The organism is Achromobacter sp. CF-sbj1-Ac2-l, from assembly GCF_052698165.1.
Genome location: NZ_CP199855.1, coordinates 5,355,922 through 5,373,044 on the forward strand (window position 1 = coordinate 5,355,922; position 17,123 = coordinate 5,373,044).

11 protein-coding genes are annotated in these 17,123 nt (G+C 64.4%); 7 read left to right on the forward strand and 4 right to left on the reverse strand.

From position 1 onward, the window contains the following. Positions 1-5 precede the first annotated feature (5 nt). Together ACUDCK_RS24605 and ACUDCK_RS24610 are read right to left on the reverse strand one after the other, a co-directional pair. Complete coding sequence (locus tag ACUDCK_RS24605) at positions 6-392, reverse strand: MOSC N-terminal beta barrel domain-containing protein (RefSeq protein ID WP_054500708.1); 387 nt, start codon at positions 390-392, stop codon at positions 6-8. After that, on the reverse strand, positions 389-2,887 hold the full coding sequence (locus tag ACUDCK_RS24610) for an AsmA family protein (RefSeq protein WP_064523562.1): 2,499 nt from the start codon (positions 2,885-2,887) through the stop codon (positions 389-391). The genes ACUDCK_RS24605 and ACUDCK_RS24610 overlap by 4 nt, the downstream gene beginning before the upstream one ends. A 336-nt stretch (positions 2,888-3,223) precedes the next feature. Between ACUDCK_RS24610 and ACUDCK_RS24615 the strand changes: the two genes are divergently transcribed. From ACUDCK_RS24615 to ACUDCK_RS24645, 7 genes are all read left to right on the forward strand, one after another. Continuing rightward, positions 3,224-4,822, forward strand: a complete 1,599-nt coding sequence (locus ACUDCK_RS24615; RefSeq protein ID WP_054500706.1) for an MDR family MFS transporter — start codon at positions 3,224-3,226, stop codon at positions 4,820-4,822. Positions 4,823-4,825: 3 nt separating this feature from the next. After that, on the forward strand, positions 4,826-5,272 hold the full coding sequence (locus ACUDCK_RS24620; RefSeq protein WP_054500705.1) for a MarR family winged helix-turn-helix transcriptional regulator: 447 nt from the start codon (positions 4,826-4,828) through the stop codon (positions 5,270-5,272). 173 nt (positions 5,273-5,445) lie between these two features. After that, positions 5,446-5,943, forward strand: a complete 498-nt coding sequence (locus tag ACUDCK_RS24625; RefSeq protein WP_054500704.1) for a DUF2938 domain-containing protein — start codon at positions 5,446-5,448, stop codon at positions 5,941-5,943. A 206-nt stretch (positions 5,944-6,149) separates the two neighbouring features. Then, positions 6,150-7,763: an ABC-F family ATP-binding cassette domain-containing protein gene (locus tag ACUDCK_RS24630; RefSeq protein ID WP_175167069.1), complete on the forward strand. Its 1,614-nt coding sequence runs from the start codon at positions 6,150-6,152 to the stop codon at positions 7,761-7,763. Positions 7,764-8,000: 237 nt separating this feature from the next. After that, on the forward strand, positions 8,001-10,295 hold the full coding sequence (locus ACUDCK_RS24635; RefSeq protein ID WP_175167068.1) for a TonB-dependent siderophore receptor: 2,295 nt from the start codon (positions 8,001-8,003) through the stop codon (positions 10,293-10,295). Positions 10,296-10,656: 361 nt separating this feature from the next. Continuing rightward, positions 10,657-11,739, forward strand: coding sequence for an STY4528 family pathogenicity island replication protein (locus ACUDCK_RS24640; protein WP_244976859.1), 1,083 nt, complete (start codon positions 10,657-10,659; stop codon positions 11,737-11,739). Positions 11,740-12,416: 677 nt separating this feature from the next. Next, the gene (locus ACUDCK_RS24645) at positions 12,417-13,280 is read left to right on the forward strand and encodes a phage integrase N-terminal domain-containing protein (RefSeq protein WP_175167067.1); all 864 of its coding nucleotides are present in this window, start codon (positions 12,417-12,419) and stop codon (positions 13,278-13,280) included. Positions 13,281-13,286: 6 nt separating this feature from the next. Here the strand turns inward: ACUDCK_RS24645 and ACUDCK_RS24650 are convergent, their stop codons facing one another. Both ACUDCK_RS24650 and ACUDCK_RS24655 read right to left on the reverse strand, forming a co-directional pair. Next, positions 13,287-13,997 carry a M48 family metallopeptidase gene (locus tag ACUDCK_RS24650; protein ID WP_054500700.1) on the reverse strand — a complete coding sequence of 237 codons (711 nt, stop codon included), beginning with the start codon at positions 13,995-13,997 and terminating at the stop codon, positions 13,287-13,289. After that, complete coding sequence (locus ACUDCK_RS24655) at positions 13,997-17,122, reverse strand: type I restriction endonuclease subunit R (RefSeq protein ID WP_054500699.1); 3,126 nt, start codon at positions 17,120-17,122, stop codon at positions 13,997-13,999. Before ACUDCK_RS24655 ends, ACUDCK_RS24650 begins: the two co-directional genes overlap by 1 nt. Position 17,123: the final 1 nt, after the last annotated feature.

Here is a 17,123-nt window from a genome sequence, read left to right on the forward strand (position 1 = left end):
CAGACTCAGTCCGGCCAGACCGACACAGGCGTGTCCGGATGCACCTTCAGGATGCGGCACGGCACCTGCACGAAATTCGAGATCCAGGCGGCGGCCAGCTCGCCTTCGTCGACCACGTCGATGACCTGCTCGCCGACCTTCATGCTGTAGCGCACGCTGTCGTCGTCCTCGATCACGTCCAGCGGAATATCCATGCGCAGCATGCCCGGCGCGCGCAGCACCAGGTAGCCCAGGCGCAGTTCCACCGCCACATCGGCCAGCCGCGGGCACAGCTCGCGGTTGAGCCATTGGCCCGAATCGTTGGCCACCAGCCATTGGCGATGATACGGCGCGGCCTCGGCCTGCGCCGTCACGCCGCACTGGGCGATGGGCTGGAAGGTGGCGGCGCTCATTTGCCCAGCAGGCCCTTCAGGGCCTTGTCCACCGCCGCGCCGCCCTTGCCCTTGCCGGTCACGGCTTCACGCAGCTTGTTTTCCAGGCTGCGCTTGAGGATGCCGGCGACGGCGTCCTTCCACAGCAGCGTGTAGGTGGGCTTCTCGAACGGACCACGCACGTGCACCGGAATCGTCACGTCCTTCAGGTCGATCAATTCCTTGCCTTCCGGGTCGGCCGCCGGATTGACGACGCGCGCGCGCGCCACCAGGTCCAGCTCGCTCTTGACGAAGTCGATGGTGGCCGGCTCGCCCTGCGTCACGCGCAACAGCGGCGACACGACGTTCAGGCGCTTGACGCTCGCCACGCCCTTGGTGAAGGCCAGGTCCGCATCCATTTCCGAGAACGCGGTCTGCTTGCTGGTGTCGGCCGCCACCGTTTCGTCCTGCGACTCGGGCTTGAGCGCGGCCTTCAGCTCGCGCAGCGTCTGCGTCAGGTTGATGCCCTTGACCGCGCCGTCGCGCAGCCGCACCTGCAGCGTGCCGCCCAGGCCGCTCTTCATGGCGTAGGCGTTGGCCCCGGCGGTCTTCAGATCCAGCGCCAGGCTGCCGGTGCCGCTCAGCACGTTACGCTGCGCCAGGTCCACCAGCAGCGGTTCGATCGAAATGCCCGCCAGCGACATCTTGGTCGCCAACTGGTTGCCCTGCGCCGCGTCCACCGACAGCGCGCCGGCCAGCTTGCCGCCGTACAGGCCGGCGGTCAGGCTGGAGATATCGAGCTTGCCGCGGTCCAGCTTGACGGCGGCGGCGACGTCATCGGCCTTCAGGCCGCGCACCACCAGCTTGCCGACCTTGAGCGTGCCGTTCACGCTCGGGCCGACCAGCGCCGACAGGTTGATCGAATCATCCGCGGGCGCGGCCGGCGCCGGCGCAACCGGCTTGTTCTCGTCCTTCTTGCCGTCGGCGGGCGGCTTGGCCGGCGCGGCCGCGGCCGCCGGCGGCACCAGCTTGTCCAGGTCCAGCGTATCCACGGCCAGCGCGAAATTCACCTGCGGCGCATCGCTCAGCTTGGCGATGTCGGCGGTCAGGTCGAACTTGCCGCCTTCGAGCACCGCGTTGATCTTGCTGCTGGCCGTGTCCTTGGTCAGATCGACATTGAGGCTGCCGATCACGGGAATCTGCAGGCTGCCCTTGGGCAGGCCCGGGTCGGTGATGTTGACATCGCCGCGCAGCGCCGCCAGGCTGCCCTGGCGCTGCAGCAGGTTCAGCGACAGCGGCGAGGCGAAGGTCAGCTTGACCACGCGCTCGCCCTTCTTGGAGGTGCTGTCGAGCTTGGCTTCCTTGATGTCGAGTTCGGTGGCGTTGCCGCTGATGCCGTTCAGGCCAAAGCTGGCGTCCAGCCCGCTGATGCGCACGCGGCCGGTCAGCGCCTCGCCCGTGGCCTGCGTCGGCGAAATGTTCAGCGCCGGCGCGTCCACGGCGAATTCGAACGGGCCGTCGGCCACGCCGCCCTTGGCACGCACCGCCAGCTTCTCGATCTGCAACTGGCTCTTGTGCGGGTCGATCGACAGCTTGGGCATGGCCACGCTGGCGTCCACGTTGGTGGCGCGCGCGGCCGGATCGGTGACGTCGCCCTGGAACACGACTTCCAGCCCGGCCACGTCCAGCGCCGACTTCTGGCCGTTGAACGCCAGGTTGCCGCGCATCGCCAGGCTCTTGGCCTCGGCGCCCGGCAGCTTGCCGTCCATGCGCAGATCGAGCTTCTGAGCCGCGTAGCGCTTGGCGGACGGGTCCAGCGTCAGCAACGCCTGGCCGGTCAGGTTGGCGTCGATGCGCGGGTTGCCGCCTTCCAGGCGCGCCGTCAGGCGCACGTCGAACGGCTGGTTGAAGGTGACGCGGCCGGTATTGGCGTTGATCTTGGTCACGGCCACCGCCATGCCCGACATCTCATCCTGCAGCAGCACCTCGCCATCCTTCAGGTCGAGGCCGGCGATGTCGATCTGCATGTTGTTGCGCGACGGCGGCAGCGCGCCGCTGGTCAGCGCTTGCGCGGCGGTCTGCGCCGCCCCCGCGAGGGCCTCGGCGGGATTGGCGGGCGTAGCCACCACAGGCGCGGTGCCGCCGACCAGGTTGCTGAAATTGAACTGGCCGTCCTTGCCCCGCACCAGGCGCGCCTTGAAGCCGCTGATGGCGACATGGTCCACCACGAAACTGTTGGACAGCAGCGGCCACACGGCCACCGCCAGGCGGGTGCTCTCGATGGAGGCGAAGGTCTCGGTGCTATTGACCTCGGACAGCGACACGCCCTGCACCGACAGGCCGATGCGCGGGAACAGCGACAGCTCGATCTCGCCGTCGATCGTGAGCGTGCGGTGATAGCGTTCCTGGACCAGCTCTTCGAGCTTGTACTTGTACGCGTTGGGGTCGAACGTCAGCAGAAAGATGGCCAGGCCAACGACGGCCACGACAACCAACACCACCAGGCCTATCAGAATGCGCTTGAACCACGTTTTCATTGCCGCCCCGTCGGTACCTCGACTGGTAATCCTTGAATGCCATCCGCCGCGTCCGGCGCGGGAATGGCGCTATGCCGTCGCGCCCGGCGCGAGGCTTACTGATTTATCCGTCTTCGATCGCGTGCCGCCGCGTGCGTCAGGCCAGGGGCCGATACGCCAAGCGGAGAGGAACTGCCATGGAAAGACCTGCTGAAGACGCCAGCATGACCAGCGTGCACATACCGCTATCGTAACAAATCGGGCCCACCTGCGCGCCGGGCGCAAAACTGACGGTTTTCTGTCTTGCGGATTGTAGAGCTAGAATGATTGATCCATCAATCATTGATCCATCCAACAATGCCCGCCCCCGCCCCCAGCACCCCTTATTCGCCCGGCCAGGTGCTCCCCTTCCGGCAGACCCTGCTCGCCATGCTGGGCATGTGCTTCGTCATGATGATGGTGGCCATCGACCAGACCGTGGTGGGCACCGCGCTGCCCACCATCGTGGCCGAGCTCAAGGGCTTCGAGCTGTACGCGTGGGTGGCGACGTCCTACCTGCTGACCTCGGTCATCACCGTGCCGATCTTCGGCCGGTTGGGCGACTACTATGGCCGCAAGCCCTTCGTGGTGGCGGCGATCGTGCTGTTCACGCTGGCCTCGGTGCTGTGCGGCGCGGCCGACAGCATGTTCACGCTGGTGCTGGCGCGGGCCCTGCAGGGCGTGGGCGGCGGCATGCTGGTGGGCACCGCCTTCGCCTCCATCCCCGACCTGTTCCCGGACCCGCACGTGCGGCTGCGCTGGCAGGTCATGCTCAGTTCGGCCTTCGGCATCGCCAACGCGGTCGGGCCGACGCTGGGCGGCGCGCTGACCGAGCACTATGGCTGGCGCTCGGTGTTCTACGTCAACCTGCCCATCGGCATCCTCGGCCTCTGGTTCGTCGCGCGCTACCTGCCGCACCTGCGCAATCACACCACCGGCAAGGTGCGCCTGGACTGGCAGGGCGCGCTGCTGATCGCCGCCGCGCTGGGCGGCCTGCAACTGCTGGTGGAACTGCTGCCCAAGGAAGGCCTGAGCGCCACCATCGTGCTGCTGGGCGCCGGCAGCGCCGCCGCCTTCGGCCTGCTGTACTGGTGGGAGCGGCGCTGCCCGCATCCGCTGCTGCCGTTCGACATGTTCCGCAACCGCGGCCTGGCGATGCTGTTCATACTGGCGCTGCTGGTGGGCGTGACCATGTATTCGCTGCTGTTCTACGCACCGCTGCTGTTGCAGGGCGGCTTCGGCCTGTCGCCGCAGGACGCCGGACTGCTGATCACGCCGATGGTGGTCTTCATCACCGTGGGCAGCATCATCAACGGCCGCATCATCACCCGCATCCGCAACCCCAACCGCATGCTGTACGCGGGCTTCATCCTGATGGCGCTATCCTGTATGGGCATCGTCACCACCCACAACTACACGCCGCACGGCCTGATTGCCGCCTACATGCTGATGGCCGGCCTCGGCATGGGCTTCATCATGCCCAACCTGACCGTGTTCGCGCAGCAGACCGCCGGCCGCAGCCACCTGGGCATCGCCACCGCGCTGCTGCAATCGCTGCGCATGATCGGCGGCATGCTCGGCACCGCCGTGGTCGGCACCATGGTCAACCACAGCTATTTCAGCGGCGTTGAATCGACGCTGCGCGGCGCCTCGGCGCGCTGGCTGCCGCAACTGGACGACCCGCAGATGCTGGTCAATCCCCAGGCCCAGACGCAGTTCCTGGCACAATTGGCGCATCAAGGCCAGGATGGAACGTCGCTGATCGAGATCGCGCGGGTGGCGCTGGTCGGCGCCATCCACGAGGGGCAACTCATCGCCCTGGCGGTCGCGGTGCTGGCGCTGTGGTGCGTGCGGCGCGTCCCCCTGGTGCAATTGGCGCGCGTCTCCAAGCCGGAGCCCGCCAGCGTCGGAGAGTAGCTTTTGCCCAAACAACAACAGGGCCTGCAGGTCATACAGCACATGGGCCAGACCTACCGCGTCATGCAGAGCGCCTTCAGCGGCCGGGTCGGCCACGCGCTGCCGCGCTGGCGCATCCTGCTGGCATTGCATGAATGCGGCCAGTGCTCGCAGAAGCACCTGGCCGAGCGCTGCCGCCTCGATCCCGCCTCGCTCACCCGCCAGTTGCAGGCCATGCAGAAACTCGGCTGGATCGCGCGCGCCGTGGATCCGAACGACAACCGGCTGACCAACGCCCGCCTCACGCCGGCCGGCCAGGCCGTGGTCGACGAGGCCCTGCCCAAGCGGGCGGCCTTCTTCGACGAATCGCTCAAGGGCCTGTCGGCCGCCGACATCGACACGCTGAACCGGGTGCTGAACGTGCTGGAAGAAAACTTCCTGCGCGCGGCGGGTGGCGGCAAGGGCGAATAACGGCGCCGGGGCCGCCCGTGGCCGCGCTGCAAGCCCACAGGCAAAGGCCTTCCCACCGGCGCCGCTTCGCGCGGGCAATATGCCCATCATCGGTCCGTGACGTTGACACTCGGAAACGTTATTGAATAACATTCAATCAATCTATTGATTGTTGTTCACTTGCCGGAACCCGCATGTTTCCTGAGCTATTCCTTCGCGCCGTGCTGATCGGCGTCGGCGCCACCCTCGTCATGGACCTGTGGGCCCTGCTGCTCAAGCGCCTGTTCGGCGTGCCATCGCTGGATTACGCCATGGTGGGCCGCTGGCTCGGCCATCTGCCACAGGGACGGCTGACCCATCCCGGCATCGCGCGCTCGGCCCCCGTGGCGGGCGAACGCGCCATCGGCTGGATCGCCCACTACGCCATCGGCATCCTGTTCGCGCTCCTGCTGCTGGCGATCTGGGGACCGGCCTGGGCCGCGCGGCCCACGCTGCCTCCGGCGCTGATCGTCGGCATCGCCACCGTCGCCGCGCCATTCCTGATCCTGCAACCGGGCATGGGCGCCGGCCTCGCGGCGCGCAAGACCCCGAAGCCCGCGGTGGCGCGGCTACGCAGCCTGATGGCGCATGCGTCGTTCGGCGTAGGCTTGTACTTGGCGGGATGGGCCGTGGCGCAGGCTCTGGAGGCCTGAAACGGCGCACGCCCCCGTCAACTCGGGCAGCCTTGCCTCGCGCGAATTTTGCCAATTCCGCCGAGGGCTTTTACAGTATCGGCCTGGATCACAGTCATCGAGGTATTCGTCCCATGCGCCATTGATGCCGCCGTCGCAATGACGGCCAGTCTCCACCCGCCCCCCACTCGCAGGGGGAGTTCCTGGCATCCCTGGAAGCATCACGCATGACGACTCCGTATCTCACGCTGGAAGGCGTGTCGTATCTGCTGCCGGACGGCAGCCCCCTCTTTTCCGGACTCGACGAAACCTTCGACTCGCGTCCCACTGGTCTGGTCGGGCGCAATGGCGTTGGCAAGACCGTGCTGGCGCGGATCCTGGCCGGCGAGTTGCCGCCATCGAGCGGACGCTGCCTGCGATCGGGCAGCGTCTTCTATCTGGCCCAGCAGGTCTCCCCGCCGCCCGGCGCCACCGTCGCCAGTCTGGCAGGCGTGCAATCCACGCTGGAGGCGCTGGCGCGCATCGAGGCCGGCAGCAGCGCGCCGGAAGACTTCGAATGCGTCGGCGACCGTTGGGACATCCGCCAGCGCCTGCACCACGCGCTGGAACGCGACGGCCTGGGCCATCTCGACGCCGCGACACCCGCCAGCAGCCTCAGCGGCGGCGAAGCCATGCGCGTCGCGCTGGCCAGCGCCATGCTGTCCGAAGCCGACTTCCTCATCCTGGACGAGCCCACCAACCACCTGGACCGCCGCAACCGCGAGGCGTTGATCGAACAACTGCGCCATTGGCCGCGCGGCCTGCTGGTCGTCAGCCACGACCGGCAACTGCTCGACACCCTGGCGCGCATCGTGGAGTTGTCATCGCTGGGCCTGCGCGGCTATGGCGGCAACTACGGCGTCTATGCCGCCAGCAAGGCGCAGGAACGCGCCAATGCACTGGAGCGGCTGGAACACCGCAAGCTCGAACGCCGGCGCGAAGAACAGGCGATGCAGGCCCAGCGCGAACGGCAGGAGCGCCGGCAGGCGCGCGGCCAGCGGCACGGCAAGCAGGCCAACCAGGCCAGGATCCTGCTCGACCGTCAAAAGGGCCGCAGCGAGGATTCGGCCGGCAGATTGAAGCAGCAACACGCAGCCGCCCACGAACGCTTGGCGCAGTCCGTGCGCGAGGCCGCGGCGCAAGTCGAAAAGGACGCAGCGATCTCGCTGCACGCCCTGCCCGTCGCGCAGGCGGCGCAGCGGCGCGTGGCGCAACTGGACGACGTCACGCTGCCGTTCATCGCGGCGGCCACCCGCCATGTCAGCCTGTTGCTGGGCGGCCAGCAACGCGTGGCGGTCACCGGCCCGAATGGCTGCGGCAAATCGACCTTGCTGAAGGTGCTGGCGGGCCAGCTTGCGCCCCTGTCGGGCGAGAGGAAGGCTGCGCCCGAAAGCGTCTATCTCGACCAGCGGCTGGCCGGCCTGGCTTCGGAGCAGCCCGTGCTCGAACAACTGCAAGCCGCCAATCCCAACCTGGACGAAGGCGAACTGCGCACACGCCTGGCCCACCTCGGCCTGGATGCGCGCAAAAGCCTGGCGCCCAGCGGCTCGCTCAGTGGCGGCGAACGGCTGAAGGCAGCGCTGGCGTGCGCGCTCTACGCCGATCCGCCGCCCCGCCTGTTGCTGCTGGACGAGCCTGGCAACCACCTCGACCTGCCCTCCATGCTCGCCCTCGAAAGCCTGCTGCGCGGCTATGCCGGCGCGCTGGTCGTGGTATCGCACGACGAGGCGTTCCTGGACAACCTGGCGCTCACGGACAGGCTGCGGGCCACGCAACAGGGCTGGCTGCTGGAGCCCTGGTAAGCCTTCCGCCATGCCGACGCGTCGGCATGGCGGTGAAGCCCCGCGCACCGCGTGATCGCACAGCCTGATCCCGCTCTCGCGGCTGGCCCCCTTAAACAAGTCTTCTTTTGCCGACCCGTTGCGCATAGCGTGGGCCAACCCGGCCGACATCCGGCATATTCCCTGGCAGCCAATTGCATAAATAAAAATGCCAATCAATGGCGCTTCTTTTTTCCATATGAACCGGGATGGATTGTCATGCACCACCACTCGTCGGGCTCTTCCGTACTGCTTGGCCTGATCACGCTTGCCCTGGCCTCCGCGTCCGCCCCTCTCCAGGCGCGGCAGCCGGATGGCGCCGGCACCGCATCGCCCGGCCCCGCCACGCTGCCGGCCATTGAAGTGAGCGGCCAGGCAGACGAACCCACCGAGGCGACACGCGCCTATACCGTGCCCGCGACCCGCGCCTCCACCGGCCTGACGCTCAGCCCCAAGGAAACGCCCCAGTCCGTGTCGGTGGTGACCCGCCAGCAGATGGACGACCAGGGCATGCAGTCCATCGGCGACGTGCTGGGCAGCACCACGGGCATCACTTTCGTCGAAATGGACAACGGCGGGCGCACCACCTACCGCGCACGCGGATTCAACATCACCAACTACAAGGTCGATGGCCTGTCGGTCATCGGCGGGTCCTCGTTCAACAGCGGCGGCAGCGGCGCGATCAACATGGATCTCTACGACCGCGTCAGCATCGTGCGGGGCGCAAACGGATTGTTGGGCGGCACCGGCGACCCCTCCGCCACCGTCGACCTGGTGCGCAAACGTCCCGGCCGCGAGCTCGGCGCGAGCCTGACCCTGCGCACCGGAAGCTGGAACAAGAAGAATGCCGTCGGCGACATCAACATCCCGCTGGCGGCGGACGGGCGCGTGCGCTCGCGCCTGGTATTCAGCGGCGAGAACTCCGACGTGTTCCGCGACCACTCGAGCATCGAACGGCAGGGGTTCCTGGCCAGCATCGCCATGGATGTGACAGCCCGCACGCAGGTGGGCCTGGGCTTCCAGTACGAGCACAGCATCTTCCACGGCGCCTCATGGGGCGCCAACGTGCCCGCCTGGTTCGCAGACGGATCGCCGACCCATTTCCGCCGCAACGTCAACCTGGCGGCGGACTGGAGCAAGACCGACATGGAAGCGAAGACGCTGTTCGCCTCGCTCGACCACCGCTTCGATAACGACTGGAAGCTGCGCGCCGACTATGCCCACACCTCGCGCGCGGACCTGAACAACAAGGGCGCGGTGAAGGTCAACAACGGCAGGGTCCGCTGGCCCCATTGGAATCAGGACGGCAGCGGCGCCTATCTCAATGCCATCCATTCGGAGACGGAAGGCGAAACCGACGCATTCTCGCTGGATCTCTCGGGCCCCCTGGAACTGTTCGGACGCCGGCACGAACTGCTCGTCGGCCTGAACGGCTCGCGCATGGACGAACCGTCGTGGACCTTCAACAGCAGCAACTGCAGCATCGACGGCATCGCCGGCTTCCGGGGCCGCTGCCAATACCGCACCGAGCTGCCCGTCGCGGACTGGCGCGCCTGGCGCGGCGACGAATACGGCAACATCCGCGCGTTTCGCACCGATGCCCGCCGCGTCACCCGGACAACGCTCTATGGCGGCTACGTCGCGGGCCGCTTCGAACTCGCCGACGACCTGACCCTGATCACCGGGCTGCGCCGCAGCGCCTACCAGATCCACAGCGACAACTACAACGCGGCGGGTGTCCGCGGCGCGCGCACCGGCGAAAACGCCGCCCACGCCTGGACGCCCTACTACGGCCTGGTCTACGGGTTGACGCCCAACTACTCGGTCTACGCCAGCTACACCGACGTATTCACGCCGCAGACCAGCAAGAACGAAAGCGGCGACACCCTCAAGCCCATCACGGGCGCCAGCTACGAAGCCGGCATCAAGGGCGAATGGTTCAATGGCGCGCTCAATGCCGCCGTGTCGGCGTTCCGCGGCCTGCAGAAGAATGTCGCCCTGAAAGACGGCGACAGGTTGACGCCCGATGGCGACCAGGCCTACCGGACGGGCACGGGCGTCATCGTCAAAGGCGTCGACGCCGAAATCGCCGGCGCTGTGACGGCCGCCTGGAACGTCTATCTGGGCTACACCTATCTGGACGTCGGCAACACCGACACGGCCGAGCGCCCCGACCCGCGCCATCTGCTGCGGCTGAACACCACCTACCGGCTGCAGGGAATGCTGCGCGGGCTGACCATCGGCGGCGGCCTGACATGGCAAGGCAAGACGGTGTCCGAACCCTACCCTGGCCGGCCGGACGGCCGCGGCGGCTTCGACGACTCGCCGATTCCCCTGAAGGGCTATGCGCTGTTCAACGCGATGGCGCGCTACGACATCAACCGCCATCTGTCAGCCATGCTGAACGTCAGCAATCTGTTCGACAAGACGTACTATCGGCAGTATGGGTTCTATAACGGCTTGATCTACGGCGAGCCGCGGCGGGTGACGTTGAGCTTGCAGGCGAAGTTCTAAATGGAAGGGGCAGGCCCTTGATGCCAAGGACCTGCCCCTTCCATGAAGCGCGACCTGGCGCGCTTGAAAACGATCAGACGTTGATCACACGTTTAAACGTTGATCGGTCGGCAAACGGCCGTGAATGCTAGGTTTCGCGGGGAAATCGGGCCACGGCCTTTGCGGGAATCGCTGGAAGTACCCCCAGTTGTACCCCCAAGGGGGTACCTGGATGATAGATCAGTCTGGAAGCCGGTGCCAGCGCTACGCCTGCCGGATAAAACGGGTATGGCGCAGACCGCATTGTTGGCTGACGCATGGAGCGGTACGCGATGAGATGCAGGGGAACGGGCCACTGTGGCCCAGACCTTGGAGAACTCTCATGGCAGACCACCACACCCGCCACAACTCGCTGGGGCAAGATGCCCTGTTCGCTACACCTGCCTCGCTCATGCTCGATGCTCGCCTCACGCCGCTGGAGCGCAATGGTTGGCAGGTTCTGCGCATGCTGCGCTCTGCCGAGGGCATCAGCCCGCTGGCGAACCTGGGACAGTTGCGACGCTATCTCACCTCTACCCCATTGGGGCAGCGGGCCGGGTACGAGACGGCCCGGCGTGTCCTCGTCGTGCTTCGGCTGACGGGGTGGATCAGTCTGGTGGGCCAGCAACGCGATCCCCTTACCGGCCATGTGCTCAGCGAGCTGTATCAGGTTCACGAAAGCACCCTGGACTTCCAACAAGCCTGCGCGCTCGATGCCAGTCTGCCTGCGCTTCTGCAAGCGTCTATCGGTCACGAAAACAACCAGGTGGATCGGGTAGCCGTCCACATTCAGGCAACGCTGGCGCAGGCACCTGAAGCCGCTTCCATTGCGACCCACGATCAGCGCCACGATGACGATGATTTGCCCCCTACTCCGCCGCCGCAGGCGAGCGAGGCAGCCGCCCCACTGCCAATGTCTGGCGATTCCGCTGGCACCACGCTTGTTCCGCAACAGACCGGACACGCTCGCCACGTGACGGCTGAGCAGGGCAGTACGTATAAGACGTATATGTATAAAAAAGAACGTACGTACCGCGCGCGCGAAGGCGACGGCAATACGGCATCGCAGTCGGTGAGCTTGCCGCCTTGCCTGAGCAATGCCCAGGCAGATCAGCAAAAGGACGTGCAGGCCGCCTTGCGGCGGCTGCCGCCGCAGCATCGCCAGGAAGTACTCGATGAGTTGCAGGCACGCAGCCAGAGCGGCACCGTGCGCAATGTCGTGGCCTACTTCTTTGCCTTGGTGAAGCGCGTATTTGCGGGCGAGTTCCGTCTGTGGGCAGGACGCAAGGAGGCGTCTGCCACCCCACGGACTGCCGAGAATCGGCCTGCAGCTCCGCCGCGCACCGAAGACCGCCCTGAACGACGGCACAACCGGCATCGCGTGAAACCGCCCTGGCGCACATCGCCAACATCCGCAAGATGCTGAATGCTCCGACGAACGCTGGGGATATCGCGGTACAGGCAATGCAGGCCAAGGGATGGCAGCCGCATCCTGCGTAGCAGTAGATGCTGCCGCGAAACGGGGCGTCACTGCACGCCGCAGTGACGCCCCGCGCAACACCGCAAACAATGCGGGCAAAAGCCAGTTCCTATTGCGTGCGGCCTACATGATGATGTCCGCACTACATTGACCGGACAGTTGCCATGACCGATGGGCTTCGTACATCGGCAACCCCAACAGCGCAGGTTCCTGCAAGCGCTGGCCCGACAGGGTGGAACCACCCCAGGTATGCCCAGGCTCCGACCGCATACCGGCCCTACTCAGGGCAGAGCCTTCTTCGTCAGTTTGAACTCATCCCTACCGCGCCATCTGGCGCACTGTCCTTTGCGGCAATTGCCTGTGCACAACGCACAGGGTTCCCGCGGCATTTCTCATCCCACTCACTTCATAGGAGGACTCGTCCACGTTCGCATCACTTTCGTCTTGTAGTACCTCCGTCCGGGCTTCCAGCAGGGAGCAAGACGGACGCCTCATTCGAGGCTCTGGTGTCTCCTGAACACCATGCCCTTGCCCTCACGGGATCTCGCCTTGGCGAGCTGGCACCAACACTAACCACTGAATTTCAGGACAACGCAGTACGGCGCTTTACTGGGAGGCCGCAAATGGACGACCTGACCTACACCCTACGCCAGCTCTGCCTGCGCAACCGCGACGGCAGCCACGCCACCCAAGCCGACCGGCAACGGTCGCTGACCCTGGTCGCCTGCCAACTGCGCGAAGCAGGCTTTCGCCAGATGCGGGCCACCTCGCTCAAGGGCAAGCATGTCGAAGCTCTGTTACAGCGCTGGCAAGCTGAAGGCCTGTCGGCTGGCACGATCAAGAACCGCATGGCGCATCTGCGCTGGTGGGCCGAGAAGGTCGGCAAGGCAGGCATCCTACCAACGGACAACACCAGGCTGGGTATCCCTGACCGCCGCTATGTGACCAATGAAAACAAGGCCAAGGAGCTGGGCGATAGGTTGGACAGGATCACCGACCCTCATGTCCTCATGAGCCTGCGTTTACAGGCTGCCTTCGGCCTGAGGCGGGAGGAGTCCATCAAGTTCCAACCCCGCTATGCCGACCGTGGCGACCAGATCGCCATCAAAGGATCATGGGCAAAAGGCGGGCGTGATCGGACGGTGCCAATCACGACGCCGGAGCAGCGTGCGGTGCTGGACGAAGCTCATCGGCTGGCAGGGTCGGGCTCACTGATCCCGGCGTACAAGACCTACATCCAGCAGCGGCATGTTTACGACGGCCAGTGCAAGGCGGCGGGGTTGAGCAACATGCACGGGCTGCGGCATCGGTATGCGCAGATGCGGTATGAGATGCTGATGGGGTGGAAGGCGCCTGTGGCCGGGGGAATTCATTCTTCGGCCATGTCTGCTGAACAACGCCTACAAGACCACCAGGTCCGACTACATATCAGTCTTGAACTAGGGCATGGGCGAGTCGGTGTAGTCTCGATTTATCTTGGCCGGTAGCAATATTCAAACCGTCTGTCCCAGCGGCAGCGCATTCAGTTCCGCACGAGCATCCCGCCAGGCAGGATAGTGTCGGGTCAGCAACGATATGAACCGCTCACTGTGCGTCGGCTCGATCAAATGGATCATTTCGTGCACGATCACATATTCAAGCAAGTCACGAGGCTTCTTGGCCAGTTCCGTGTTGAGCCGAATGTGGGCCTGGCGATGATTGCAACTACCCCATTTGGTTTTCATCCGTTGCAGGAAGTAGCCATTGACCTTCACGCCGATACGTGGTTCCCAGTATTCGATCAGGGGTGAAATGGCCTGGTGTAGCAAACCGCGTTGCCAGCGTTGATAGATGGCTTCGCGCTTGGCTGCGTTGGTGCCGGGGCGAACATGCAGGGTGATGCGATGGTGGTCCATCTTCACTGAAGGTGGGGCATCGCGCTCCAGCACCGTGAGCAAATAACGGCGCCCCCAGACGTAATGGCTTTCTCTGGTGACGAACTGGCGAGAAGTTTCGCGGGACTGTGCCTGTAATTGCGCCTGTTGCTGGCGAATCCAACGCAGCTTGGAAATAGCATAGGCACGAGCAACCTCCAGCCGCGTGCCTATCGGGGCCACCAGCGTCACCACACCCTCGGGCGGATGCACGGAAAGATGGACATTCTTCACCGCCTTGAACGTGACGGCGATGTCCAGTTCCCCCAGACGTATGTGCGTCTGCTCCATCAGTAACCCGGCTGATTTCTCAGCAAATCGAATAGTTTGAGCGTGGCCTCGCGGTTGCGTCCAGTCAACGGGTGCAGGAAATTCTGCACGATGCGCTCCTTGGCTTCGTCGCCACGCCATCCTGCCGGGGCTTCGTCACGCATCACACGATCGATCTTCAGCGCCAGCAAGGCCAACGGATCTCCGTATTCGGCCTGTGGCTCTTTGACTACACCATCCGTATCGGCTAGCACATCGCCGGAAATGATGTCAGGCAGATTGCGATAAATCACCAGCGCACCTGCATTGCCGTGCAAGATGGCAGGCTCATCGATGTCGTGTTGTTTCGCGCGGTGCTTCTTCAGGATGCCTTCCGCCTTGCTCAAGAATGCTTCGTAAGCCTCGGTGCCTTCACGGCTTTGCTGGATCAAGTCATCGAGTAGCTTGGACATCTGCTCATAAAAACGCGGATCGGTCAGGCGGTCGCGGATGATGGTCTTGCGAACGTTGTTGATGATGGTTTCCGCAATGGCATTCTTCGACAGTTTGCCCTTCTCATTGAGTTTCTTGGCGATGGCATCGTGGATGCCAGTCTCGATGATCAGCTCGGTCAGCGACAGTTCGGCCAGTTCCCCCAGCGCTTGCGCTGGCTCGGCCTGGATATAGGTGTTGATGAGGTGGCGCATGTCGGCTTCGTAGGGCTTGATGTCCAGCTCCTCACCGCTGTAGTGCTTGATGGCCGAACGCACTTCGGCATAGAACTCGGACTCCCGGCGCAAGGTGTCGGCTTCATTGTCGGAATAACCCGCCTCGGTCAAGTTCTGGGCGATATCCGCAAAGGCACGCAGATAGGTCGCCACCGCCTTGTAGAAGGCAATGCGCAGTGCCTCGCTTTCCAGCAGCGCTTCCGGATCACCGGCATGCCCGCAGAAATAGTGGATGAACTGCTCCAGCTCACGCGGCTGCGGCACCGGCTCGCACAGGTAATGCAGCGCTTCACGGGCCTCGTCCAGTTGCTTGCGGCCTTCCTCCAGCCAATTTTTCAGATGGATGTTGTTGTCGCCGCCATTGCCCGCATCGATGTCCAACTCGTCGGAGCTGTAAACCGCAATGGCTTGCTGCACGTCACCGAAAAGCTCCTTGTAATCGACGATATGGCCATAGTCCTTGTCGTCACCGTCGAGCCGGTTGGTACGGCAGATGGCCTGGAACAGGTTATGGTCGTGCAGTTCGTTGTCCAGATAGATGTAGGAGCAGCTGGGTGCATCGAAGCCGGTAAGCAACTTGCTGACCACGATCAGCAGCTTCATGTTGGCCGGTTCCTCGATGAAGCGGCGCTTGGTTTCGTCTTCGTACTGCTTGGTGGTCTGGCCAGTACGCAACACATGCTGCTTGTAGGTGTCGAACTTGTAGCGCTCGTCGCTGCCGGCCGATTCTTTCGAGATGGCAACCGGGTTGGGTTCGTACGAGGTGATGATGCCCACATAGGGGCCGAAATGCGTGTTCTGGAACAGCCGGAAATAATGACACGCATCGTAGATCGAGGCGGCCACCAGAATCGCCGTGCCGCGGTCATTGTCCAGGCGTGGCTTGAGACTGAAGTCCTCGATGATGTTGGCGACGATGCGATCCTTGCGCTCCTTGGCGCTCATCAGCTCTTCCATCGTGGCCCAGCGCTTGCGCAAAATGGACTTCTGGAAGTTGTTCAGCCCGCGCGTTTTCTTCTCGAACCAGGCATCGATGGCCTTGCGTGAAGTCAGCCGCTGCGGCACATCCCGCGCCTCGTATTTCAGATCCAGCACCACCTTGTCAGCCACCGCTTCGTGGAACTTGTAGGTGTGGATATACGTGCCGAACACTTCGCGGGTAGTCTGCCGATCCTTGCGCAATAACGGTGTGCCGGTGAAGCCGATGAAGATGGCGTCGGCCAGCCAGCGCTTCATCTGCTTGTTCATGTTGCCGCCCTGGGTGCGGTGGCACTCGTCCACGAACACGTAGAAACGCCCATGGATGGGCGGTGGCTCGCCCTTGAGATCGGCCGCATCGAACTTGTGGATCAGCGCGCACAACAAGCGCGGCGTAGTAACGCCTAGTTTTCGCACGAAGTCTGCGCGTGAAGTGATGCGCGGGGGAGCCGATCCTTCGCCGATCACCCCGGCATTGCGCATCACGCCTTCAATCTGCTTGTCCAGCTCATCGCGGTCGGTCACCACCAGCACCCGCGCCTGTGGATCATGCTCCAGCAGCCACTTGGCCAACAACACCATCAGGATGCTCTTGCCGCTGCCCTGGGTGTGCCAAATCACACCACCCTCGCGTTTGGCAATGCGTTCCTGCGCGGCCTTGATGCCCTGGTACTGGTGCTGCCGGGGAACCTTCTTGAAACCCGCATCGAAGATCACGAAGTTGCGGATCAAATCCAGCAACCGCGCCTTCTCGCACATCTGCGCCAACGGGCGATCCAGCAGCGCGCCCGCTGTTGCCATGGCTGGCGGTTGTTCATCCTTCCACTGCACGAAGAACTGTTCCGGTGTTCCGGTAGTGCCGTAACGCAAACCTTGCGCATCGCTGCCCGCCAGCAGCAACTGCACAGTGCTGAAGAAGCCCTGATTGAAGGTTTCTTCCTGATTGCTGATCAACTGGCGAATGCCGTCACCCACATCCACCGAACTGCGCTTGAGTTCGATCACCGCCACCGCCAGGCCATTGATGTACAGAACAATGTCCGGCCGACGGGTGCTCCCGCCTCGCAGCGTCACTTCCTCAGCCAGCGCGAAGTGATTGCGCCCGGGCTGCACCCAGTCGATCAACTGCACCGTCTCATGCGACTGACCCGCCGCAATCTGCACCGGCACGCCATAGCGAAGTAACTGGTAGGTGCGCAGATTGGCCTGATAGGGCGTGATGCCGGTGACATCCACCGCAACTTCCAGCTTCTGCAAGGCTGCGCTGATGTGGGCGGGCGAGTAGCCGCGAGCGGCCAGATTGGCGCGCAGCAACTCGGTTTCGATGGCGCGGTTGTGGTCGCGCTTGCTCCAGTTGCCCAGGTGTTCGTAGCCCAGGCCGCCATCGGCCAGTGGAGTGGTAAACAGACGCGTCACGCGGTTTTGGCTGTTGCGCTCGGAGCGCAGCATGGATTGGGTCATC

What these genes read in the sequence shown, in the direction of transcription:
- ACUDCK_RS24605 (WP_054500708.1), bottom strand. Translation starts at nt 392, where the DNA reads ATGAGCGCCGCCACCTTCCAGCCCATCGCCCAGTGCGGCGTGACGGCG.
- ACUDCK_RS24610 (WP_064523562.1), bottom strand. Translation starts at nt 2,887, where the DNA reads ATGAAAACGTGGTTCAAGCGCATTCTGATAGGCCTGGTGGTGTTGGTT.
- ACUDCK_RS24615 (WP_054500706.1), top strand. Translation starts at nt 3,224, where the DNA reads ATGCCCGCCCCCGCCCCCAGCACCCCTTATTCGCCCGGCCAGGTGCTC.
- ACUDCK_RS24625 (WP_054500704.1), top strand. Translation starts at nt 5,446, where the DNA reads ATGTTTCCTGAGCTATTCCTTCGCGCCGTGCTGATCGGCGTCGGCGCC.
- ACUDCK_RS24630 (WP_175167069.1), top strand. Translation starts at nt 6,150, where the DNA reads ATGACGACTCCGTATCTCACGCTGGAAGGCGTGTCGTATCTGCTGCCG.
- ACUDCK_RS24635 (WP_175167068.1), top strand. Translation starts at nt 8,001, where the DNA reads ATGCACCACCACTCGTCGGGCTCTTCCGTACTGCTTGGCCTGATCACG.
- ACUDCK_RS24640 (WP_244976859.1), top strand. Translation starts at nt 10,657, where the DNA reads ATGGCAGACCACCACACCCGCCACAACTCGCTGGGGCAAGATGCCCTG.
- ACUDCK_RS24645 (WP_175167067.1), top strand. Translation starts at nt 12,417, where the DNA reads ATGGACGACCTGACCTACACCCTACGCCAGCTCTGCCTGCGCAACCGC.
- ACUDCK_RS24650 (WP_054500700.1), bottom strand. Translation starts at nt 13,997, where the DNA reads ATGGAGCAGACGCACATACGTCTGGGGGAACTGGACATCGCCGTCACG.
- ACUDCK_RS24655 (WP_054500699.1), bottom strand. Translation starts at nt 17,122, where the DNA reads ATGACCCAATCCATGCTGCGCTCCGAGCGCAACAGCCAAAACCGCGTG.